We start from the raw sequence: 23,002 nt of genomic DNA on the forward strand, positions 1-23,002 counted from the left end.
CCTCTCTAAAAGCCGTTTTCGCTTAAGAAGGCTTTTGTTATGGTTTGTTGGTTCTTATTTTCATTGGCTTTATGCAAAAATCGATACATATATTTTCCGATCATATCGCATTCGATATTCACTTTGGAGCCGATCGTTTTTTCGGAAAAAATCGTTTCGCTGATGGTGTGCGGTATTAAAGAAATTGTCACCGTATCATCTGTCAGCCCGAAAATGGTTAAGCTCACACCGTCAACTGTAATAGATCCCTTTAGAACCAACGTTTTTGTTAATGACGGATCCATTTTCAAATCATAGTAAACTGCGTTGCTTTTTTCTTCAATACGTGTGATTTCTGCGGTACCGTCAACATGTCCTGAAACGAAATGGCCTCCAAATCGCCCGTTTGCCGCCATCGCTCTTTCCAAATTCACTTTGCTGCCTTTTGATAAATCGTTCAGCGACGTTGCTTTGACTGTTTCAGGCATGACATCAACTGTGAATTGGCTTTTCGTGAAATCAGTAACAGTCAGACAAATGCCATTCACTGCAATGCTGTCGCCCAAGTGAACATCCTCTAATATTTTTGAGCATTTAATTGTTAAGGCCATAGAAGAGCCTGCTTTTTTCATGGATTCGATTGTGCCTGTTTCTTCTATAATTCCTGTAAACATGGTCACCATCCTACTCGTTTTTCGGTTTTGCCGTCAGTTTGATATCACGGCCAATTTGGGTTATATCTGTGAATTGTAATAAGGGGACATCTTTCATTGATTGAAAACCTTCACCGGAGATTAAGCTGGGAGCAAGCGTTCCTCCGATTAATTTAGGGGCAAAATAGAAGATGATTTCTTGAAAACAGCCTGCTTTGACGAAGCTTCCGTGAACAGCTGACCCGCCTTCCACATACACCGACATGATGCCTTCTTCTGCAAGGATTTTCAGCACATCGGGAATTTGTATACGATCTGTTTCCAGAGTAAATATTTTCACTCCACAAGCGGAAAACCGTTTTTTCTTGTCGTCATCAGCATGTGTTGTTGTGAAAATCCAAGTCGGCGCTGCCAGATCGCAAATCACATTGGCGTCATCGGGAATCGAAAGTTCGTTATCAAGTATCACCCTGACCGGCTGTTTTGAAACATCCGGCAGCCTGCAGGTTAAGCTTGGATTATCAGCTTTCACAGTGCCTGCTCCGACCAAAATGCTTTGATGTGATTTCCTGTATTGCTGAGCATCCTGTCTTGCAGCTTCTGATGTGATCCATTTGCTGTCACCAGTACTGGTCGCTGTCTTTCCGTCTAGGCTTGCGGCAGCTTTTAATGTGACGTAAGGGAGGCCTGTCCTCATAAAATGCAGAAATTTTTCATTCAGCTGTTCCGCCTGATCTGCCAGAATGCCTTCCTTTACTTCGATGCCGGCTTCTTCTATCATGCTGATTCCCCGTCCGGCCACAAGCGGGTTAGGATCTCTCATTGCGACAAATACTCTCTTTATCCCGGACTTGATAATCAGTTCGGCACAAGGCGGTGTTTTTCCGTAATGGCTGCATGGTTCAAGGGTGACATAAATATCAGCGCCTTTTGCATGTGCGCCTGCCATATGGATAGCATGGACTTCTGCGTGAGCTTCGCCGTATTTTAAATGGGCGCCCATCCCGACAATCTGTCCGTCTTTCACCACAACAGCGCCCACGAGGGGATTCGATTCGGTCTGTCCTTCACCCTGCTTCGCAAGATCTAACGCCAGTTTCATATAAAACTCTTCCATCTGTTTCCCTCCCTTCTTTATTCATTTACCGTCAAAAAAGCCCCGAATGTAAGAAAAATTCGGGGCTTTAGGTATTTTACGCAATAGGAAATAACACTATGCATGTTGATACATTTCGCATAGCGGTTCTTCATCCTTCTCCCATCCAGACTTTCACTGTCGGCTTCAGCTTAAACTGAATCCACCGTGTACATATGCACACGGGTCACGGGCTCTAAAGCGCATGTCGCTTTACTACCGCCGGTCGGGATTTCCACCCTGCCCCGAAGGATACAATCTTTATTCATTTGTCCTTAATGGCTATTATAGCGGTCCTTTCTTAAGTACGCAATGAAATAAACTTACAATTTGAGAAATCGAAAAAACACCCATCGTTCGAAAGGTGTTTTTTTAGTTAATCATTTATTTTTGCAACCTTGATTAAACCGTCGATCCGCTTTGATTTGCTGAAGTACGCCTTGATCTTATCGCCTTCTTTTATATCAGACAAATCTTGATTTAATTTTTTTCCGTTGAAGATGATCTTGGTGCCGTTATCTGCTTCTCCATGATATTCTGTTCCGTCAATTTTTGTCACTTTATATTCTTGGATTGTATACTCTTCTTCTTCGGAGGACAAGGTTTGTCCAATCGCTGTCGGAACGTCCTTCAGTTCCACATCATTTATGTACATATAACCCCCTGCAAGTAAAAACAGAAGTACTAACAGAATGGTAATCTTGGTTTTTATTCTTCCCATTTTAAAAAAACCTCCAGCCAATATGAATCTATTCATTCATATGAGTTATTCCTTTTTTTCATGAATAAAAAACCGTAAATTCTCGTAAATTATTAATATAACGATGCATAACGGGAATATGTTTCACATTTCTTCAAAAATTTCTTTTCTATAGATATACGAATTTATGTTCTGGTTTTAGGGGATGCATGAGAAAAAGAATAAAAAAGCAGTTCCTTTTCAGGAAACTGCTTATACTTAGTTGGTTTTACGAATGTCGCTAAATGGGAAGAAAACAAACTTTGACGTACCCGCAATTTGTTTTTTCGTAAAGAGTCCAAGCCCGTTTCGGCTGTCCATTGAATTTCGGCGGTTATCCCCCATAACAAAATACTTGTTATCAGGCACTTTGATTGGGCCGAAATCATCAGTTAGGTGGTCATATCCATTTTCTTTTGCTTGCTTTTTATTTGCCTTCAAATAAGGCTCAGCCACTTTTTTTCCATTGATATAAAGCTGGTCGTTTTTCATTTCGACTGTGTCTCCGGGCAGGCCGATCAGCCGCTTGACATAGTGGACATCATCCCCGTTTAGCACGATGATATCCCCTCTCTTAAACTCGCCTATGTACTTAACTGTCATATTGACAAATACCCTTTCATGGTCATGAAGGGTAGGCTCCATGGACTCACCATCAACAACATACGGCGCAAAAATAAAATTGCGGATGAGTAATGCCAGAACAACTGCGATAATAATCGCTTTGGCCCATTCAAATATTGATTTTTTCCTAGAAACGTTTTCCGATTTCAACTGATTTCCTCCAATAAACAACGGTCTTCAATTTATGTTATCACGAATCGATAAGAAATCCCATTAGGACCATTGAAGCGAATTTTCACATCTATTCATTCTCCTGCCAGAATCAATTTGTTCCCATTTCCTAATGAAATCGGAAGAAGAATCAATCAGCCTCCAAAGAACAAATCCAATATATTGCCGGCAGTTGAAGTTTCTTTATTGTAAAACTCCGAATATCCACATTTCTTGCAGTAGACGACGAGAAAACGGTTATGCTGCACATCAAACAACTTTGACAATCCGGTTCCGGTTGTGGCAATTTCTTTTTGGCCAGCTTCAGTGCTTCCGCATTTTATACAGCCCTTGTTGTTCATCAAACGTAGCCCCTTTTCAAAAAAATAACATTGATATTATTTCATTTTACTACAAGTGCCTTTTGGGATGAAACATGTCAACTTTAAAATTTGTTTAAATTTTTCCCATGGGTGGTATCTGACGACAAGGAATGCTCGCCTATTTGAGCGTATCAAAATCAGTGTTTTGGTGATGAACACAGTTATGATTTACAATTAATCGAAACATAGCTATAGGATTCAACTCGAATCTCTCAATGCCTTCTATATCTACCTGGTAATCCCGAAATCCTTGAAAACGTCTGTTTGTTTCCTGTCACAACCAGATCAGGCTGTAAGCGAAAAGAAAAAGCTCCCTCATATCGGGGAGCTTGCTGTCTGCCTATTAGCCTTCTACGCGAACTTCTTTCATCACGTCACCGTTAGACATGTTTTTCGCGAATTCTAAACCGCTTGTTACTTTGCCGAATACAGTGTGAACACCGTTTAAATGAGGCTGCGGCTCATGGACGATGAAAAATTGGCTGCCGCCAGTATCTTTTCCTGCGTGTGCCATAGAGAGTGCGCCCGCTTCATGTGTGTGCGGGTTTCCTTCTGTTTCACATTTGATTGTGTATCCGGGACCGCCTGTGCCAGTACCGTGCGGGCATCCGCCTTGGCTGACGAAGCCTGGAATGACTCGGTGGAATGTAAGGCCGTCGTAAAACCCTTCGTTTGCAAGCTTTTCAAAGTTTGCAACTGTACCCGGTGCTGCTTCCGGATAAAGTTCAAATTCAATTTTGTTGCCGTCTTCTAATAAAAAGTAACCTGTTTTCAATTGTATGCCCACTTTCTTTATTTTAATTTTCAAAGGAGAGATTTATGTATCATCTATTATGGCTTGTCTCTCCTTGTCGCGGCTATTATACCACACCTTTTTTGGGAAAACGACTCTCCCGGCTTTTCTCCAAAATAAAAATGAAACCTGAACCTCTCTATTTCCGTCTAACCTATCGGAACTGTATTTTTCATCATGATTCAGGTCCTCGCAAAGCAGCTTTTAACTGCTGCTTGTGAAATGAAGGAGGTCAACTGCTTTGAAAAAAATATGGATTGGAATGCTGGCAGCGGCCGTTTTGCTGCTGACGATTCCGAAAGTCAGTCTCGCGGATGCCGCAGTCGGAGATGTCATCGTGACACTTGGCGCAAATTTGTCAGAATCAGATAAGCAAAAAGTGCTTGATGAAATGAATGTCCCTGATAATGCCACAACCGTAACCGTGACCAATAAGGAAGAACACGAGTATTTAGGAAAATATATACCGAGCGCGCAAATTGGCTCAAGAGCGATTTCGTCATCGTCTATTACCATTGCCAAAAAAGGCTCCGGATTGAATGTTGAGACACATAATATCAGCGGCATTACGGATGAAATGTACCTCAATGCCTTGATGACAGCCGGCGTTAAGGACGCGAAGGTTTATGTTACCGCTCCGTTTGAAGTGTCCGGTACTGCGGCTTTGACAGGCTTGATTAAAGCATATGAAGTTTCTTCTGACGAAGCGATTTCTGAAGACGTTAAGCAAGTCGCCAACCAAGAGCTTGTGACGACCTCAGAGCTTGGTGACAAGATCGGTGACGAAAATGCGGCTGCGCTGATTGCAAAAATAAAAGAAGAGTTTGCTAAAAACGGTGTGCCTGACAATAAAGCCGATATTGAGAAAAAAGTAGATGATGCGGCTTCCGATTTAAACGTCACACTGACAGACAGCCAAAAGGATCAGCTTGTATCCTTGTTCAATAAAATGAAAAATGTTGATATCGACTGGGGACAGGTCGGTGACCAGCTTGATAAAGCGAAAGATAAGATTAGTAAATTTTTAGACTCGGATGAAGGCAAGAACTTTATCCAGAAAGTCATTGATTTCTTCGTTTCCATCTGGAATGCGATTGTTTCTATATTCAAATAATAAAAAAAGCGCCGAGTTTCCGGCGCTTTTTTTATTGCTTCACACTCGTTTTAAATGGCAGATCCAGTTTCACAACATCCTCGTACGTTTCTCGTTTTACGACTAAATGTGCCTCTCCGTTTTCTACAAATACAACGGCCGGCCTTGGAATTCTATTATAATTATTGGCCATGCTGTAGCCATACGCACCTGTACAAAAAACAGCCAGCAGATCTCCTTCTTTTACTTCCGGCAGGTCAATATCCCAAATGAGCATATCTCCGCTTTCACAGCATTTGCCGGCAATCGATACCGTTTTATCGTGCGCTTCTCCGATACGGTTAGCTGTAACGGCTTCATATTTTGCCTGATAAAGAGCCGGACGGATATTGTCGTTCATTCCTCCGTCAACAGCCACATACTGCCGGACACCAGGCACTTCTTTTTGGGAACCGACTGTATAAAGTGTTGTCCCTGCGTCTCCTACAAGTGAGCGGCCCGGTTCGATCCAAATTTCTGGTATGTCAAATCCATAGCGGGCTGCATTAGTTTTGACAGCTTCGATAATTTTTTCTACATATTCAGTGGCATGAAGCGGTTCATCTTCTTCCGTGTAACGAATGCCAAAACCGCCCCCAAGATTCAGTACCTTTGAAACAAATGAGTAAGATTCTCTCCATTCGTCAAGTTTTTTGAAGATTTTTTCTGCCGCTAGCACGAAACCGGCTGTATCAAAAATTTGTGAACCGATATGGCAATGAACCCCCAGCAGCTGAATGTGTTCTGACTGCAAAACCTGTTCAATCGCCTGTTCAGTTTGTCCGTTATGAAGGTCAAAACCAAACTTTGAATCTTCCTGTCCCGTTGTAATGTAGTCATGCGTATGTGCTTCTACCCCGGGAGTGATCCGCAGGAGAACATCGATTGAGTAGCCAGTTTCTTTGCACAGGTCTTCAAGAAGCGAGATTTCATAGAAATTATCAACCACAATGCAGCCAATACGGTGTTCAAGTGCCATTCTCAGTTCTTCCCTGCTTTTGTTATTTCCGTGAAAGTGGATGCGCTCCGCCGGGAATCCCGCTGCAACAGCTGTGTAAAGTTCTCCTCCAGACACGACATCTAAGGAAAGCCCTTCTTCCTCAGCAAGCTGAATCATCGCAACAGAAGAGAATGCCTTGCTCGCATACGCGACTTGCGCTGTCAGCCCTGCAGTTGTAAATGCCTGCTTAAAGCTTTTAGCACGCTCACGTATTAAAGCCACATCATATACGTAAAGAGGCGTGCCGTATGTTTCAGCTAAATAGAGAGCGTCTACACCTCCGATTTCCAAATGCCCATGTTGATTTTGTCTGCTAGTGCCGTGTAAGAACAATGTCATTCCCTCTTTCTCCGCTTATGGGTGAAAAGGACAGTTTTATGGACTGTCCTTTCATAATTAAGACATACATTATCATACTCTTCAGTCAGTTTCAATGCGATTATGAATTAGTAGGCTGCCTTAAGCGATTTCTTGGGTGAACAATGCTTGGTCTTACATTCGCACCAGGTTTCGCCGTGCGAATCAGCACCTGCCACAGCGCCTTTCCGTTAAACGGAATGAGCGGCCATAAGTATGGAGTTTGAAGGGATTTTATGCTGGCCATGGCAATAATTAGCACAGTAAATCCTATAACGAGCCCTTTTACATGAAAGAGTGCCACTAATATCATAAGTGTAAGACGGGCCATTTTATTTGCCAGGCTTAATTCATAACTAGGCGTTGTAAAGGTTCCGATAGCGGCAAGCGAGACATACAGTATGACTTCAGGAGAGAACAGCCCCACATCTATGGCAATTTGCCCGATTAGAACCGCGGCAATTAATCCCATTGCGGTAGATAAAGCGGTCGGTGTGTGAATAGCCGCCATTCTGAGAAACTCAATTCCTAAATCAGCTAAGAAAATCTGCAGAATGATCGGGATGTGCATATCTTTATTTAATCCGATAAATTTTAGATTCTCTGGCAGCAGTTCCGGTTGAAGAACAAAGAGGAACCAGATGGGAAGAAATAAAGTAGAAGCAAGAATGCCGAAAAATCTCACCCATCTTAAAAAGGTTCCCACAGAAGGAGCCTGTCTGTATTCCTCAGCATGCTGAACATGATGGAATAAGGTTGTCGGCGTTATAATCACACTCGGCGATGTATCTACTATAATCACGACATGGCCTTCAAGTACATGATTGGCCGCCACATCGGGCCTTTCTGTATAACGGACGAGCGGAAACGGGTTGTAGCTTTGTTTGATAATAAACTCTTCGACTGTTTTGTCTGCCATTGTTAATCCGTCTACATCAATGGCGGCAATTTCTTTTTCCACGATATCAACCAGATCCGGGTCTGCAATGTCTTCTATATAACAAATGCTCAGATCCGTTTTTGAACGCTCGCCAACCTTTGTCATTTTGACACGAAGGCGTTCGTCCCTGATCCGTCTTCTGAGAAGCGCTGTATTGACGACGATGTTTTCAACAAATCCGTCTCTGGCCCCCCTGACGACCTTTTCCGTATCCGGTTCTTCCGGATTTCTTCCGGGATAGCTTCTGACATCGATGATAAAAGCAAAACCTGCATCTTCGACAATGACTGCGACTAACCCGGACAGCACTTGGTCGGTGGTTTCATCCAGCGTTTTTACTTTTTCGACCTGAGCGTTGAGCAGCCTGTTTTCAACGATATCGACCAGCTCTTCAGGGTCCTCTTTTCCTGTCCGGTTGTTAATCGCAACAAGCTCTCTCATTAAGTGAATGATAAAGGCAGTGTCACATAATCCATTCAAATAGTAAAGCTGAACTTCTCTGTCTAAAATGGTAAGCTTGCGAACACCTACATCATAGCTGATACCCATTCCGACGCGATTTTTAAAATAAGCTTCATTTTTGTCCGGATTCCGATAAACCCGGATTTTCTCTTCCTTTTTGTCCGGCATGATACCCGCTCCTTTCTAAAATAAACTCGACCGCTTTCATGGTGATTGGCGAACCTTTCGAGATATCGTCTTTCCTGCCCATTTTGCCAATATCCCCGATACCGACGATAAGCGGCAGATCAAGTTTATCAAGGCAATAAACCGTATCTCCGTTCATTCTGTGTTCATCAAATTCCCTCTCTCCGATTTTATCCACGCCGTATTCTGTTATCTCTCCATTGCGGTCAATGCTTACGTCAACCCTAGTCCACTCAGCCTGATGGGTTTTAGACGCTACCGCAATCACACCGAGCACTTCAATTGCCGGATGGGTGGCCACATAGGTCAGAGCGGTTTCTCCCGGTCCCTCTCCTTGAAGGCCGGAGTCGTCAAACATGACAAATACAGGGTCATACGGCGCTGATGTAATCAGCCTGACAAGCTCGGCACCGCTGCGGGTGGAGGGATTGCCTTTTGATTGAGAAATACATCTCCCTCCAACTCGTCTTGCGGCGTATTCAATTGTTTTAGCGGCATACACATCTCCGTCTGTTACCAGAATGACCTTGCGTTTTGTCGTCATCTCGGCATTATCCTTTCGGTTTAAAAATAACAGCAACGATAAAGGCGAATAGAATGGCTGCTGAGATACCGGCAGATGTCAGTTCGAATATCCCCATACCGATTCCGATAAATCCGTGTATATGTGCCTGGTGCATGGCACCGTGCAGGAGGCTGTGGCCAAAGCTGACAATCGGAACCGTGGCGCCTCCTCCAGCAAACTCAATAAATTTATCGTAAATGCCAAAACCATCTAAAATCGCCCCGATGACGACAAAGGATGTCATAACGTGGGCAGGCGTCAATTTAAATATGTCCAGCAGCAGCTGCCCGACAATACAAATAGCGCCTCCGCAAACAAAAGCCAAAAGATAGTCCACTTAAGATGCACCTCCTGCACGTTCAAATACAACCCCGTGTGCGATGGTCGGAATGGTTTGTTTTTGCTGGATCATGGTCGGGCTTAACAGCGCCCCGGTTGCTACTACGAAAACACGGTTTAATTTTCCTTCTTGCAGCTGCTTGAAAATATGTGAGTAGGTTACAACCGCGGAACAAGCGCATCCGCTTCCTCCGGCAAACACCTGCTGGTCCGGTGTATAAATTAGAAGCCCGCAATCATCATGTTTAGTGCCGACCGGATATCCCTCTTCTTTCAAGATATCTTTCACAATAGGAGAACCGACGCCGGAAAGGTCTCCCGTCAGGATAAGATCGTAGTCGTCTGCTGTGCGGTTCATGTCTTGAAAGTGCTGTTTAATGGTATCAGCAGCAGCAGGAGCCATGGCTGATCCCATATCAAACGGGTCGGTAATTCCTAAGTCAGCCACCTTCCCTACAGTTGCACTTGTAATTTGAATATCACTTGGTGTTTGACTGATGACAACCGCACCGCTTCCAGTTACAGTAGATGTCGCAGTATCCGGTTTTTGCCCGCCGTATTCCGTCGGATAGCGGAACTGTCTTTCGGCCGTGGCATTGTGACTGCTTGTAGCAGCAATCGCCCGATTTGCAAATCCGCCGTCGACTAAGGCAGATGCAACAGCAACTGTTTCCATTGATGTTGAGCATGCGCCAAACATGCAAAGAAACGGGATTTTCAGATGCCTTGCCACATAGTTGGCTGTGACATTTTGATTCAACAGATCGCCTGCAAGCAAAAGATCAATATCATCTTTTTTCAAATTGTTTTTTTGCAGCGCCGTATTAATGGCGTCCTCCATTAGCTGCCTTTCAGCCATTTCCCAGCTTTTTTGATTACAGTGCATGTCGTCATAGGTTTTATCATATAAAGACCCGAGCGGACCGTCTTTTTCCTTAGGCCCTACTGCTGTTCCCGCTGCATTGACAAATAAGGGATGCTCAAACACCCAGGTTTGCTTTCCTGTTAATTTCATTTCTTTCTCCTCCTATGACATCAGTTTCTCAAAAGCAAACCGAATCATTCCGACGATGTAAGCAGCCACAACACCAAATACGATGACGTTTCCCGCCAGTTTAAACATGTTTGTCGCTACTCCCAATACTAAACCTTCGCTTTTATACTCAAGAGCCGCGCTTGCCATACTGTTGGCAAAGCCGGTGACAGGTACAGCTGATCCTGCGCCTGCAAACTGGCCAATTCTGTCATAAATACCTAAGCCGGTAAGCAATGCTGACAATAAAATCAGCGTCGCTGCTGTAGGGTTTCCTGCCGTTTTTTCGTTAAAATTAAAAAAATGGATATAAAAATTCTGCAGACCTTGCCCGATCATGCAGATCAAACCGCCTACAAGAAAGGCTTTTACACAGTTCCATACGTAAGGCGGCTTTGGCTGATATGTTTTTACTTTTGATTTGTAGTTTTCTTTTATGTTTGTCATATTGAAACCTCCTTATGGATGATGAATAAAATACAGCCAATGAAATAAAGATCCCGCGATTTTCCCAATGACAATGGCCATTAATAGAATAATGATTTTACTTCTGAGGCCGATTCGTTTAGCCAAGATCGGCAGGACATTTAACACTTCTGTCAGCGCGGCTGCAAGCATCCCGACAAATACTCCGGCCAACAGCCCGACCGGTACGGCAAGCCATTTTGATAAAAAGAGATGGTGCATATGCAGTGTTTCCCATCCCCCGCAAACCGCACCGAGAATAACAGCCGCTTCATAAGCTTGAACAAATCTCATCGTTTTGGTGAGCTGCATCAGACGCGGAATGATTCCCATCACGGTTAAAAAAGCCACGAAACCAGCCCCGACCGTGATGCCCCCGCCGAGCCCGACAAAAATGATGAACAATACACTAACGATCATGCAGGTCCTTTATTGTTTCTTCATTTTCATGCATGGCCACATATTGATCGAGATCAAGCTGATAGTTAAACATTTCAACCTCCAGCGGGCTAGGCTCTTCATTAAGGCGCTTTTTAAAAATGTGGTTAAAAAACACAATCATCCCCAGTCCCAAACCGATGCTGTAAGGGATTTGAAGTAAATATGGATAGTCATTCCGCTCTCCGGTTATGATTTCATATAGTGCAATATGAACATCCCCCATGCTGACATCCTCATGGAAATTCATGATGGCAAGGCACGATCCGATAAACAGCAACAGCCAGACACCAATAAAGAGAACAGTTGATATGTGCCGTTTCTGATATTGAATTTCAACAATGGTTTCAGCTCCGCCCACAGTTTGAACATCAAGTGTGGGATCCTGCTGATGAATGGCTTTGAGCACTTTTATGATATCCAGAATTACGATATTTTTATCTTTTTCGCTCACCTGATAAAGCGGCATAGCCGAGAGTTTCTTTTTCAGCAGGTGCTGCCCTTCTATTTGCGCGGCATCCCCGACCGTTATGATATCCCCCGGATGTGCCAAAACTCGGTGGCGAAGCCTGATAAATAGTCGTCGTTCCATCATTGATCACCATCTTTCGGTGGTTATATATGTAGTATGTGGTTCGATTTTGTTCTCATTCATCCGCTTGAAAAGACCATAAATTACCACGCTTTTGCAAAACAAAAAGCCAGCCTGCAGTGACAGACTAGCTTTCCGTATGATCCATTTGAACCTTGATCTGCTTTAATATTTTCTTTTCAAGCCTGGATACCTGCACCTGGGATATCCCCAGCCGCTCAGCAACTTCTGACTGCGTCTGATCTTTATAATACCGAAGATAGACGATTAATTTTTCTCTTTCTTCTAAATCGCTTATGGCCTCTTTCAGCGCAATTTTGTCAAACCATTTCTCTTCTGAGTGATCAGCGATTTGGTCAAGAAGGGTAATTGGATCTCCGTCATTTTCATAAACTGTCTCATGAATCGAAGACGGAGCTCTTACTGCCTCTTGGGCAAGCACGACATCTTCAGCTTCAATTTCCAAATGTTCGGCGATTTCCTGTACGGTCGGCACCCTGCCCAGTGTTTTTGAAAGTTCATCTTTCGCTCGGCGGATTTTGTTGCCAAGCTCTTTTAATGATCTTGACACCTTGACAGTTCCGTCATCACGGATAAAACGCTGGATTTCGCCGATAATCATCGGCACTGCATATGTCGAGAACCGCACATCATAGGTTAAATCAAATTTATCAACAGATTTTAACAGCCCGATGCAGCCAATCTGAAAGAGGTCATCAGGCTCATATCCTCTGTTTAAAAACCGCTGTACGACAGACCAAACAAGACGCATGTTTTTTTCTATGAGGAGGTCTCTTGCCTGCTGGTCGCCATCTTGGCTCTGTTTGATTAATTCTTTTACTTCATGGTCCTTCAGCTGAGCGTTCTTACCGTTTTTCTTAACCTCCACATCCATAACAAATCTCCTTAATTACAAAGCGCTTTGCTTTTTGATAAGTGCTTTGTTAAGCGAATCGTCGTCCCCATTTCGGGTGATGAATCGATACTGACATCATCCATGAAGTTTTCCATAATGGTAAAGCCCATTCCAGAACGCTCCAGCTCAGGCTTTGTCGTGAATAAAGGCTGGCGGGCTTCTTCCAGATCTGTAATGCCGAGCCCTTCATCACGGATGGTCATATATACGACATGATCTTCCAGCGTCACCGAGATATATACTTTTCCATCACCATTTTCTTCATAGCCATGGATGATGGCATTCGTCACCGCTTCTGATACCACAGTTTTGATCTCGGTGAGTTCATCCATGGTCGGGTCAAGCTGTGCAATAAATGAAGCAACTGTCACACGCGCAAACGATTCATTTTGGCTGAGGGCGGAAAATTCAAGGTGCATTTCATTTTTCATGATGCCACCCCCAGTGTGAGCAGTGCCTGCTGCTCAGATTGTTCAAAGCGAATAATTTTAAACAGGCCAGACATATCAAACAGCCGTTTCACTGCCGGAGAGATGGCGCAAACGACCATTTCCCCGCCAATTTGCTTAATTTGTTTGTATCTGCCTAAAATAACGCCAAGCCCCGAACTGTCCATAAAGGAAAGGTCCTCCAGATTCAGCACGATATGACGAATATCATCCTTTTCCAATGATTCCGTTACTTTTTGTTTCAGCGTTTCAGCCGTATGGTGATCGAGTTCGCCTGTTAATCGAATACAAAGCACTGATTCTTTGACATGCATGTCAATTCCAAGGCTCATGCTCATTCCTCCTTGATATGATCGGATAATGAGTGTTTCGATTTCGGGGGAATGAATTCCTTCACCGTGACAAAACTAGTGATCATTCGGCATAATTACTTAAATTTTGTCCAATCTCCCATCGCCCTTTTTAAAAACGTTAAGTATCCGGCTTTTTCCATATCATCTTTAGCAACGACAGGACTTTCTGCAAGCACTTTTCCGTCCTTTTTCAGCACCAGCGTGCCAAGCTCTTGGCCTTTTTGAACCGGAGCGCTTACATTGTTGTTCATTTTAATTTCTTTTTTCACATGTTTCATATCCTCGCCTTTTTTCGTCAATACGGAAATCGGCTCAGAAGTGGTGAGTTCTATCACTTTTTGTTTCCCTTTTTTGACCTTTGCTTTTGCTACCGTTTCATTTCGCTTATATAAAGGATGTGTCTCATATTGGCTAAAAGCATAATCAAGCATCTTTGTAACTTGCGCATTTCTTTCCTTAGGCGTGCTTGCCCCGAATACAACGGCAATCGCCCGCATGTTCCCTTTTTTAGCCGAAGCAGTCAGGCAGTATTTCGCTTCTCCTGTATAGCCGGTTTTTACGCCGTCTACACCAGGATAAAATTTGATAAGCCGATTTGTATTCACTAACCAAAACTTTTTATCTGTGTTTTCACGTAAATAATCCTCATACGTACCTGTAAACTTGGTGATTGATTCATATTTCAATAATTCCTTAGCCATAATTGCCATGTCATAAGCCGAGCTGTAATGCCCTTCCTCGGTCAAGCCGGTCGGGTTTTTAAAGGATGTATCTTTTAATTCCAGCTCTTTCGCTTTTTTGTTCATTTTTTTCACAAATTCATCCTCGGAGCCTGAAATAAATTCTGCCATCGCTACAGATGCGTCATTTCCAGATGCGATCGCAATTCCCTTAAGCATTTCTTTAACGGTCATTTCTTCCCCGGGTTCAAGAAAAATCTGTGATCCGCCCATTGAAGCCGCATGTTCGCTCGTACGGACCTTATCACTCATTTTGATTTTTCCTTCGTCTAAGGCTTCCATGATTAAAAGCATCGTCATAATTTTTGTCATACTTGCAGGCGCCAGTCTCTCGCGGCTGTTCTTGTTGTAAAGCACTTTACCAGTATCACGTTCTATCAGCACCGCAGACTTGGCTTCATGAGCAAGCTCCGATGTATGTTTTCCGTCTTGTTTTGCAAATGCGGACGGTGCAAATGTAAGCAGCATCATACCAATCAACAAAGTGGATAAAAGACGTTTCATCTCAAAAGCCCTCCATTTCATAATCCTTTTTATTTTTTCCAAGCTGAATGGTTTTATACACCACTGTTGGAAAATGTTTCGGGACTTTTTCGACATAAAAAAGACAGCTGTTTCGATTAGAAACAGCTGTCTTCTTATTTTTTCTGAATTCCATTTTTATTCGTACTTAGCAACTACCGCTTTCACAAGCTGCAAAAATCCGGCTTTCACCTTTTCTGTCACTTCCATGACCTCATCGTGAGATAAAGGCTGATCCAAAATTCCGGCTGCTGCGTTTGAAATGCAGGAAATGCCGAGTACACGGAGACCCGCATGGTTTGCCACAATTACTTCCGGTACGGTAGACATGCCGACTGCATCAGAGCCCATCGTTCTTAAAAAGCGCACTTCTGCCGGTGTTTCGTAGGAAGGACCTGTCACAGCAGTATACACACCTTTTTGAATTGGAATGTTAAGGTCTTTCGCCATTTTTTCAGCCAGGCTGGAAAGATCTTTATCATAGGCTGACGACATATCAGGAAATCTGGCGCCGAAATCTGCTTCGTTTGGCCCGATTAATGGGTTTGTCCCCATAAAGTTGATGTGGTCTGTAATGATCATTAAGTCTCCCGCACGGAACTCAGTGTTTACGCCCCCTGCCGCATTTGTCACGATCAAAGCCTCGACACCAAGCGCTTTCATGACGCGAACAGGAAAAGTGACTTTTTCCATTGAATAGCCTTCATAGAAATGAAAGCGGCCCTGCATGGCGATGACACTAACTCCCTCAAGTGTGCCAAGCACAAGCTGTCCGGCGTGTCCCTCAACCGTTGATACCGGGAATTCCGGGATATCCTCATATTTTAACTTAACAGGATTTTCGATTTCATCAGCCAAAATACCAAGACCTGAGCCTAGAATAAGGCCGATCTTCGGTGATTCAGGCAAGTTTTGCTTAATAAAAGCGGCTGCGCGTTCGATTCTGTCTTTCAAGAAACAGTCCCCCTATTGTAATAAAGATAAAAAGCTTTTACCATATTTCGGTTTTTTTGTTTGAAAATTATCCGCGATGGTTGCACCGATATCAGCAAATGTATCTGCAAGCGGCAGCATTTGCGCTTTCTTATGTTTTTTGCTGTATGCAAGAATCGGCACATACTCGCGTGTATGGTCTGTTCCATGATGAATCGGATCATTGCCGTGGTCGGCTGTAATGATTAACAGATCATCATCTTTCATTTTTTCGAATACTTCAGGAAGACGAGCATCAAATTCTTCAAGCGCGCGTCCGTAGCCTTCCGGATCACGGCGATGGCCGTATAAGGCGTCAAAATCAACAAGGTTTGCAAAGCTCAGACCCGTAAAGTTTTCTCCGAGCGTGTCAACCACTTTGTCCATTCCGTCCATATTGGATACCGTTCTGCGGGAAGACGTAATTCCTTCACCATCATAAATATCAGAGATTTTTCCGATTGAAATGACATCTAAGCCGCTGTCTTTCAATTCATTCATCACAGTGCGGTCAAACGGCTTAAGCGCATAGTCGTGGCGGTTTGGCGTCCGTTTGAAATGTCCCGGCTCGCCGACGAACGGCCGTGCGATTATGCGGCCTACCATATATTTCGGATCAAGCGTCAGTTCTCTCGCCGTTTCACAAATGCTGTACAGTTCTTCAAGCGGAACGACTTCTTCGTGAGCGGCAATTTGCAGTACAGAGTCAGCTGAAGTGTACACAATTAAAGCGCCTGTCTCCATATGCTCTTCACCGAGTTCATCCAAAATAGCTGTGCCAGAAGCCGGCTTGTTTCCGATAATTTTGCGGCCCGACCTTTTTTCCAGCTCCTGAAGCAGCTCATCAGGAAAGCCTTCCGGGAACACTTTAAACGGCTTATCAATGTATAAGCCCATGATCTCCCAATGGCCTGTCATTGTATCTTTGCCGTTTGACGCTTCTTGCATTTTTCCATAGTACGCGAGCGGCTGTTCTGATTTTTCAACGCCCTTGATATCACCAATAAGACCAAGGCCGAGTTTTGCCATATTCGGCATATGTAGTCCGTTCATGTGCTCAGCAATATGCCCGAGCGTATTGGCGCCTACGTCATTAAAGTCGGCGGCATCTGGCGCTTCGCCAATTCCGACTGAATCCATTACGATTAAAAACACACGATTATATTTGTATGCAGGCATCCTAAAAGCCTCCTTTTTTTATACGTCTATTGTATCTCCTAGAGGTCTGACAACTCAAGTATAAATCGTTTTCATTCCCGTTGACAATGCATTTGAAAATAATGAGAAACTTCATTATTTTCTGTCGGTCCTAAAGAAAAAAGCCGCAGCCCGCTGCGGCTAGGCGCGCGGATGGTACTGCTTGTACACATCCTTCAGCCTTGTTTTCGTCACATGCGTATAGATTTGCGTCGTAGATATATCCGCATGGCCCAGCATTTCCTGCACCGCTCTTAAATCAGCCCCGTTTTCAAGCAAATGCGTTGCAAAGGAATGCCTGAGTGTATGCGGGGTGAGCTCTTTTTTGATTCCGGCTTCGAGCGCGATTTTCTTCAGATTTTTCCAAAACCCTTGGCGGCTGATCTGCTTTCCGTGATGATTTAAAAAGAGAGCGTCAGACACTTTGTTCTTTAGCAATTTCCCGCGGGCTTTCGTTATATATTCTTCAATAGCAGAAGCAGCGGTTTCACCGATCGGCACAATCCGCTCTTTCCTCCCTTTTCCGAAGCAGCGGACAAATCCCATTGACAAATGGACATCCGTCGTTTTCAATTCGATCATTTCACTGACCCGGATACCTGTGGCATAAAGCAGCTCCAGCATCGCTTTATCCCGATAGCCAAAAGGGCTCGTAAGCTTAGGCGTGTCCAACAGCCGTTCAACCTCGTTCAGCGCCAGCACCTTTGGAAGCACCCGTTCCGTTTTTTGTGTTTCGATATGTACGGAAGGGTCTTTGTCCGTCACCTTTTCCCTAAGCAAAAATTGATGAAAAGAGCGAATCGATGCCAAATGCCGCGCTGAAGTCTTTCCGGATTTCCCCGACTCCTTCAAGTGCTTCAAATATTGGATAATATGTATACGGGTCACATCGTTCCAATTGTTGACATGAAGGGTTTCTGTTAAATAAAGAGAATAGCTTTTCAAGTCACGCTCATAGGATACGACCGTATTTTGAGAAAGCCCTCTCTCTACCATGACGTAGTGGATGAAATCCTTTATTTGATCTTTCACTCTAGATCTACTCCCCGTTTTGGTAAAAAAAGATTAACCGGTCGAACCATCCGCCTTTTTCTTCTGCATCCATTTCAACAACTTTTACAGCAGAGCCTTCCGGTTTATCGTACCGATGATAGTTTTCATACTCTTGATTTACCCATATCATAGCATAATAGAAGAGAGCGGTAAAACCTGTGAACAGTATAAAAACCTTCAATGTGTCAACAGCCGTTTTTAGGAATCTTCCCATGTCCCAATCGATCCTTTCTCTATGGTTCCTGTTATTTAAACCATATGCCAAACCAGAAAGGATTTATACGTCGAAACAGCAAAAAACCCTTTCCCCAAGAGAAAAGGTTCGAGCCCGGCATCGACTATTCCGTATCGTTTCCGTTGCAGCGGTGGCAAATGCCGTGAAACGTCAATCTATGATCTTTAATCTTAAATTTCCAATCACGTTCAATGACTTCTTCTACGTCTTCAAGCAAATCTTCTTCAATTTCATCAACGGCTCCGCACTCCATGCACACCAAATGGTGATGAAAGTGAGCTGCCCCCTCCTTACGAAGATCGTAACGGGATACGCCGTCTCCAAAGTTAATTTTATCAACGACTTTTAATTCAGTTAGTAATTCAAGCGTACGGTATACTGTTGCGAGACCGATCTCAGGAGATTTCTCTTTTACGAGGAGGTATACATCTTCTGCGCTTAAATGGTCTTCTTCGTTTTCAAGCAGCACTCTTACTGTCGCTTCACGCTGAGGCGTAAGTTTGTAGCTGGATGAGTGCAACTGTTTCTTAATTCGATCAATACGGTTTTCCATGTCTTTCCCTCCTACGCCGCATTCCATGACTCATTATAACAAAATAAGCGCGGAGTTCCAACTATAATTATTATAAACTGATAAATAAAATGATTTTCTTTTAATAATGTTTTTAAAAAAGTCGCGATGTCAGCTTTTCCATCAAAACTGGCGACATGTATGCTTCAAAGAGAGATGAGATCAGCGCTAAAAATAAAATGATCAGGAGAACAATGGCATATCGCCCGAACCACTGGATCGGCGCATCATGCAGACTTCGTTTGACAAACAGCTGCCTGATCAGCTTTAAAGAAAAGGCAATCGCACATGTGCCCATAATGAGGTAAGCCGGAATAAGCAGCACATTTTGCGGCAAAACCGAGACAAAGGATAAGAAAAAACCGCTGATTCCCATCTGGTTGACGAGAAACCCCACAGTAAATCCGACGACAATTCCTTTTAGAAAAATCATAATGAAAATGATAGGCATGCCAATCACAGAAATTCCTAAAATCCACATCAGCCCTAAATACTTTACATTATGAAAAATACTTTGCCAAAACATATCGGATGAGCTAGCCTGTTTTCCGTCTGATAGCTGTCCAAAAAATTGGCTTAAATAATAATATAAATCTTCTTTCTGGCTGATCGTCATGCTGTTGACAATGATAGCGCCAAAAATCACACCCATAAAAAACAGGACAGACACAAATATATAAAGTGAGAGATGATCCTTTACATGTCCGAGAAACATGTCCTTATAAGAAATTTTCCGCATATCGTTTCCTCCCGCCCGCTCTATTGATTTGATTTAATAGATTGTATGAAAGAAACTGAAAAACATGCTCTTTTTCAAAAAGAAACGATAGAGATTGCTAGGCGGCTGTTTCGGACATAAAAAAATCCCTATCATCAAATGCATTTTGATCATAAGGATTTTTGTGTTTATGCTTTCTTTTATTCAATATGTCTTGTTTGCTTTTTGTCATTCTTTCATGAGTGCTGAAGGATGGAGAACTGCCTCTTGATAATAAGGCGTCCCGTCCACTGTTTCTAAGCAGATGCTCCCGTTTTCTTTTCGCTCGGCTTTTTGCCATGTTGATCACTCCCTGTTTCATTTTGGTTCATTATAGCAAATGCAACCTGTTATTAAAATGTATTGAACCAGTAAGTAAAAACAGCACCTGTCATGCCAGGTGCTGTTTCATTTTAATGTTTGACCGCTGTAAGAGCGGCTCGTTCAACGGCGGCTGTCACTTCGTGATGGACCTTTGAATCCAGCGGCTGCGGAACCACATCGCCTGGCTTTGTGCAGGCTGCAATGGCCTCTGCTGCCGCCACAAGCATATCGTGATTGATCTCCTTGCTTTTGGCATTCAGTGCGCCTCTGAATATACCCGGGAAGCCAAGCACATTATTCACAGAACGCCCGTCAGCTGCATACGCTGCGCCGGCCTGTAAAGCAGCCTCAGGCTCAATTTCCGGCTTCGGATTGGATAATGCCAAGATGACCTGGCCAGATCGTACGAATTCAGGTTTAATTAAACCAGGAACTCCTGTTGTGGCAATGACAATATCACATGTTTCCATTAACTCTTCAATGCTGGCAGCTGTCTGTCCGCCGTATTGCTCAAGACGCCTCATCGCCGCCTCTGATTTGTCTGTACCGCATACAGCTTTGACGCCGTAAGCCATAAACATCCGGCAGATGGCTACGCCCGCTGCGCCGAGGCCGATCTGCCCCACTTTTGCTTCTTTCAAGTCAACGCCCGCGCTTTTACATGCCGAAATGGCAGCTGCCAGCGTAACGACAGCTGTTCCATGCTGATCATCGTGCATGACAGGGATACTGAGTTCCTCTTTTAGGCGATCTTCAATTTCGAAGCAATGCGGTGACCCGATATCCTCAAGCAGGATGCCGTTAAATCCTGGTGAAATATGTTTTACCGTATTGATGATTTCTTCAGGATCACTTGTATCCAGCAAAATCGGGATACCGCTGATCCCTGCCAGCTGATCAAACAACGCTGCCTTTCCTTCCATAACAGGCATTCCCGCCACAGCGCCGATGTTTCCAAGGCCGAGAATCGCTGTTCCATCGGTTACAATTGCGACCGAGTTGCTGATTGTCGTGTAGATATCAGCCTTTTCAGGTTCTTTCTCGATCAGTCTGCAGACGTCTGCTACCCCAGGAGTATAGACGCGCCCGAGCTCTGCCAGCGAACGGATTGGCATTTTGCTTTTCATTTGGATTTTTCCGCCTTCATGGGCAGACAGGACTTCATCAGACACCGTGTGAAGCCTAATCCCTTCGCCAAGAGCCTGCACAGCCATGATCACTTCCTGAAGCTGTTCTTCATTTTCCACTTGTACAGTAATATTGCGCATCGTGTAATTGGGTCCGACTTTTACCGTCTCCACATCACCAATGTCTCCGCCCAGAAGACCGATTGCTGTAGCCACTCTTCCGAGATTTCCGGGAACCGAAGGCGTTTCTATCATCAGTGTCCGAATCATGTGTTTTGCTATCATTCAGTGATCCTCCCCTTAGCCTAGTTTTTCAGCTTGAGCTGTATCATTTTTCGTATACCATATACATTTTCCTGTATAACCGTAGATAATGGCAAGACCTATTGCGACAAAACTGAGCCACATAAACGGCAGATAAGAGAAGGTAGAAACTCCTAAAATCCCGGCCATGTAAATGCCGTTATCAGACCAAGGCACCATTCCTGAAGTCAAAGTTCCTCCGACCTCTGAATTACGGGATAGAACTCTTCTGTCCAGATGCAAACGGTCATAGCTGTCTTCCATGATCTTCGGTGTCAAAATAAGAGATACATACATGGCACACCCGAAGATGTTCGCCAAAAATGCTACAATCAGCGTAGATAATGTCACATTGCCTGCTGATGTCAATTTTTTTTCAAACAATGAAACAATGACTTTTAACACACCTAGCTTCTCAAGCAACCCGCCAAAGCCTAGGCCAAAAATAATCACGACGAGAGAACCGAGCATGCCTACGATGCCTCCGCGGTTTAAGAGGCCGTTTAAAAATTCAACATCTGTTTTAATAGAGAAGCCGTTGTACGCTGTTGCAATCGCATCCGCGAAATTCATGTCTTGGAAAACAGCAGCCCAGACAGCGCCAAGCAATGCACCAATTACGATAACCGGCATAGACGGCTTTTTCATCGCTAATAAGACAATAACAACAACAGCCGGAATCAGCATCCAAATATGAATGTCAAATGTATTCTGCAAAGAAGATTTCAAAAATTCAACTTTGTCGAGGTCAATATTTTTCCCGCCGTACATAAATCCAACAGCTGTAAAGAGAATAGCCGTAATCACATATGCTGGTATTGATAAATAAAGCATCGCTCTGACGTGAGCCAATACATCCACTTTTGATAATGAAGAAGCCAGAACTGTACTGTCAGACAGAGGAGACAGCTTGTCCCCGAAGTAAGCTCCGGAAAGAATGGCTCCAGCTACAAGAGGAAGCGGAATTCCGAGGCCTTCACCAATTGCGATCATGGCGATGCCGGCTGTTCCTACTGTTCCCCATGACGTTCCTGTCGCCACAGACATAATAGAACAAATAATTAATGTTGCGAGTAAAAAGATACTAGGATGAATAAATTCTAATCCATAATAAATTAAGGTCGGCACGACGCCTCCGGCGATCCATGTTCCGATGAGCGCTCCGACTGAAACGAGAATCAGAACGGCTTCGAGACCATTTGATATTCCGCTTAGAATCGCATTCTGCAAGTCTTTATAAGAATAACCCAGTCTGATTCCTAGAATCATTGCAATAAACCAGGAAATAAAAAGTGCAAGCTGTATCGGCAAGTCCATAAAGACTGTAAACGACATAACAAGTGCTAAAAATGCTCCTAGTACGATAATAATTTCAAATAGTGTTGGCAATCTTACATCCTTCAAAAGAAGTCCCCCTTAATAAAAAAGCTAAAACGCTTTCAATAAATAGTACAACACGTATACTATACTTCCTCATCCCTATGCTTGTAAACAGCTTATTCACCCGGCTATTCACAG

Annotated in this window: 29 protein-coding genes and 1 riboswitch; of the genes, 1 reads left to right on the forward strand and 28 read right to left on the reverse strand. The window is 43.7% G+C overall.

Translation table 11 applies throughout. The annotated features are described in order from the left end of the window. Window positions 1-5 precede the first annotated feature (5 nt). The 6 genes from ribE to NSU16_RS11515 form a co-directional block, all read right to left on the reverse strand. Entirely contained in the window at window positions 6-653 is a 648-nt protein-coding gene (gene ribE, locus NSU16_RS11490) for a riboflavin synthase subunit alpha (protein ID WP_229147008.1), read from the reverse strand. Between the two features lie 10 nt (window positions 654-663). After that, entirely contained in the window at window positions 664-1,749 is a 1,086-nt protein-coding gene (gene ribD, locus NSU16_RS11495; protein ID WP_339190896.1) for a bifunctional diaminohydroxyphosphoribosylaminopyrimidine deaminase/5-amino-6-(5-phosphoribosylamino)uracil reductase RibD, read from the reverse strand. Between the two features lie 129 nt (window positions 1,750-1,878). Further along, a riboswitch (FMN riboswitch) is annotated at window positions 1,879-2,024 on the reverse strand. Between the two features lie 119 nt (window positions 2,025-2,143). After that, entirely contained in the window at window positions 2,144-2,488 is a 345-nt protein-coding gene (locus tag NSU16_RS11500; protein WP_268449487.1) for a hypothetical protein, read from the reverse strand. Window positions 2,489-2,725: 237 nt separating this feature from the next. Continuing rightward, on the reverse strand, window positions 2,726-3,280 hold the full coding sequence (lepB, locus tag NSU16_RS11505; RefSeq protein ID WP_010334792.1) for a signal peptidase I: 555 nt from the start codon (window positions 3,278-3,280) through the stop codon (window positions 2,726-2,728). Window positions 3,281-3,435: 155 nt separating this feature from the next. Next, window positions 3,436-3,642 carry a zinc ribbon domain-containing protein gene (locus NSU16_RS11510; RefSeq protein WP_010334793.1) on the reverse strand — a complete coding sequence of 69 codons (207 nt, stop codon included), beginning with the start codon at window positions 3,640-3,642 and terminating at the stop codon, window positions 3,436-3,438. A gap of 364 nt (window positions 3,643-4,006) precedes the next feature. Beyond that, window positions 4,007-4,438: a peptidylprolyl isomerase gene (locus NSU16_RS11515; RefSeq protein ID WP_003223931.1), complete on the reverse strand. Its 432-nt coding sequence runs from the start codon at window positions 4,436-4,438 to the stop codon at window positions 4,007-4,009. Between the two features lie 259 nt (window positions 4,439-4,697). Here NSU16_RS11515 and NSU16_RS11520 point away from each other — a divergent pair, with 259 nt between their 5' ends. Beyond that, window positions 4,698-5,570, forward strand: coding sequence for a DUF1002 domain-containing protein (locus NSU16_RS11520; protein ID WP_059336647.1), 873 nt, complete (start codon window positions 4,698-4,700; stop codon window positions 5,568-5,570). Between the two features lie 31 nt (window positions 5,571-5,601). Here the strand turns inward: NSU16_RS11520 and lysA are convergent, their stop codons facing one another. From lysA to mleN, 22 genes are all read right to left on the reverse strand, one after another. Continuing rightward, the gene (gene lysA / locus NSU16_RS11525; protein WP_010334795.1) at window positions 5,602-6,921 is read right to left on the reverse strand and encodes a diaminopimelate decarboxylase; all 1,320 of its coding nucleotides are present in this window, start codon (window positions 6,919-6,921) and stop codon (window positions 5,602-5,604) included. 106 nt (window positions 6,922-7,027) lie between these two features. Next, window positions 7,028-8,515, reverse strand: coding sequence for a spore germination protein SpoVAF (gene spoVAF, locus NSU16_RS11530; protein WP_010334796.1), 1,488 nt, complete (start codon window positions 8,513-8,515; stop codon window positions 7,028-7,030). Further along, complete coding sequence (gene spoVAEA / locus NSU16_RS11535) at window positions 8,460-9,077, reverse strand: stage V sporulation protein SpoVABEA (protein ID WP_010334797.1); 618 nt, start codon at window positions 9,075-9,077, stop codon at window positions 8,460-8,462. The genes spoVAF and spoVAEA overlap by 56 nt, the downstream gene beginning before the upstream one ends. Before the next feature lie 7 nt (window positions 9,078-9,084). Next, on the reverse strand, window positions 9,085-9,435 hold the full coding sequence (gene spoVAE / locus NSU16_RS11540) for a stage V sporulation protein AE (protein WP_003230467.1): 351 nt from the start codon (window positions 9,433-9,435) through the stop codon (window positions 9,085-9,087). Further along, entirely contained in the window at window positions 9,436-10,452 is a 1,017-nt protein-coding gene (spoVAD, locus tag NSU16_RS11545) for a stage V sporulation protein AD (RefSeq protein WP_010334798.1), read from the reverse strand. A gap of 12 nt (window positions 10,453-10,464) precedes the next feature. Beyond that, complete coding sequence (gene spoVAC, locus NSU16_RS11550) at window positions 10,465-10,917, reverse strand: stage V sporulation protein AC (RefSeq protein ID WP_010334799.1); 453 nt, start codon at window positions 10,915-10,917, stop codon at window positions 10,465-10,467. Window positions 10,918-10,929: 12 nt separating this feature from the next. Next, window positions 10,930-11,355 (reverse strand): stage V sporulation protein SpoVAB, encoded by a 426-nt coding sequence (gene spoVAB, locus NSU16_RS11555; protein ID WP_010334800.1) that lies wholly within the window; start codon window positions 11,353-11,355, stop codon window positions 10,930-10,932. Then, the gene (gene spoVAA / locus NSU16_RS11560; RefSeq protein WP_106020337.1) at window positions 11,345-11,965 is read right to left on the reverse strand and encodes a stage V sporulation protein SpoVAA; all 621 of its coding nucleotides are present in this window, start codon (window positions 11,963-11,965) and stop codon (window positions 11,345-11,347) included. Before spoVAA ends, spoVAB begins: the two co-directional genes overlap by 11 nt. 127 nt (window positions 11,966-12,092) lie before the next feature. Further along, window positions 12,093-12,860 (reverse strand): RNA polymerase sporulation sigma factor SigF, encoded by a 768-nt coding sequence (sigF, locus tag NSU16_RS11565; RefSeq protein WP_010334802.1) that lies wholly within the window; start codon window positions 12,858-12,860, stop codon window positions 12,093-12,095. Window positions 12,861-12,871: 11 nt separating this feature from the next. Then, window positions 12,872-13,312 (reverse strand): anti-sigma F factor, encoded by a 441-nt coding sequence (gene spoIIAB, locus NSU16_RS11570; protein WP_010334803.1) that lies wholly within the window; start codon window positions 13,310-13,312, stop codon window positions 12,872-12,874. Next, window positions 13,309-13,662, reverse strand: coding sequence for an anti-sigma F factor antagonist (spoIIAA, locus tag NSU16_RS11575; protein WP_010334804.1), 354 nt, complete (start codon window positions 13,660-13,662; stop codon window positions 13,309-13,311). Before spoIIAA ends, spoIIAB begins: the two co-directional genes overlap by 4 nt. A gap of 95 nt (window positions 13,663-13,757) precedes the next feature. Further along, the gene (locus NSU16_RS11580; RefSeq protein ID WP_010334805.1) at window positions 13,758-14,927 is read right to left on the reverse strand and encodes a D-alanyl-D-alanine carboxypeptidase family protein; all 1,170 of its coding nucleotides are present in this window, start codon (window positions 14,925-14,927) and stop codon (window positions 13,758-13,760) included. A gap of 1 nt (window position 14,928) precedes the next feature. Next, window positions 14,929-15,081, reverse strand: a complete 153-nt coding sequence (locus NSU16_RS11585) for a hypothetical protein (protein WP_024121927.1) — start codon at window positions 15,079-15,081, stop codon at window positions 14,929-14,931. A 2-nt stretch (window positions 15,082-15,083) separates the two neighbouring features. After that, window positions 15,084-15,899, reverse strand: a complete 816-nt coding sequence (locus NSU16_RS11590) for a purine nucleoside phosphorylase I, inosine and guanosine-specific (protein WP_029441353.1) — start codon at window positions 15,897-15,899, stop codon at window positions 15,084-15,086. Between the two features lie 12 nt (window positions 15,900-15,911). Beyond that, window positions 15,912-17,096 carry a phosphopentomutase gene (gene deoB / locus NSU16_RS11595; RefSeq protein ID WP_339190901.1) on the reverse strand — a complete coding sequence of 395 codons (1,185 nt, stop codon included), beginning with the start codon at window positions 17,094-17,096 and terminating at the stop codon, window positions 15,912-15,914. A 159-nt stretch (window positions 17,097-17,255) separates the two neighbouring features. Further along, a complete protein-coding gene (gene xerD, locus NSU16_RS11600; protein WP_010334807.1) occupies window positions 17,256-18,146 on the reverse strand; it encodes a site-specific tyrosine recombinase XerD in 891 nt (296 codons plus the stop codon). A gap of 7 nt (window positions 18,147-18,153) precedes the next feature. Further along, a complete protein-coding gene (locus tag NSU16_RS11605) occupies window positions 18,154-18,381 on the reverse strand; it encodes a YqzK family protein (RefSeq protein ID WP_010334808.1) in 228 nt (75 codons plus the stop codon). A gap of 124 nt (window positions 18,382-18,505) precedes the next feature. Further along, complete coding sequence (gene fur, locus NSU16_RS11610; protein WP_010334809.1) at window positions 18,506-18,955, reverse strand: ferric iron uptake transcriptional regulator; 450 nt, start codon at window positions 18,953-18,955, stop codon at window positions 18,506-18,508. Between the two features lie 112 nt (window positions 18,956-19,067). Beyond that, complete coding sequence (spoIIM, locus tag NSU16_RS11615) at window positions 19,068-19,712, reverse strand: stage II sporulation protein M (RefSeq protein WP_010334810.1); 645 nt, start codon at window positions 19,710-19,712, stop codon at window positions 19,068-19,070. Window positions 19,713-19,809: 97 nt separating this feature from the next. Beyond that, window positions 19,810-20,031, reverse strand: coding sequence for a hypothetical protein (locus NSU16_RS11620; RefSeq protein ID WP_168748162.1), 222 nt, complete (start codon window positions 20,029-20,031; stop codon window positions 19,810-19,812). Between the two features lie 112 nt (window positions 20,032-20,143). Continuing rightward, a complete protein-coding gene (locus tag NSU16_RS11625; RefSeq protein WP_286058355.1) occupies window positions 20,144-21,466 on the reverse strand; it encodes an NAD-dependent malic enzyme in 1,323 nt (440 codons plus the stop codon). Window positions 21,467-21,481: 15 nt separating this feature from the next. Beyond that, window positions 21,482-22,888, reverse strand: a complete 1,407-nt coding sequence (mleN, locus tag NSU16_RS11630; protein ID WP_339190904.1) for a malate-H+/Na+-lactate antiporter MleN — start codon at window positions 22,886-22,888, stop codon at window positions 21,482-21,484. Window positions 22,889-23,002 lie beyond the last annotated feature (114 nt).

The organism is Bacillus sp. FSL K6-1003, from assembly GCF_037964945.1.
Classification (GTDB): Bacteria; Bacillota; Bacilli; order Bacillales; family Bacillaceae; genus Bacillus; species Bacillus mojavensis.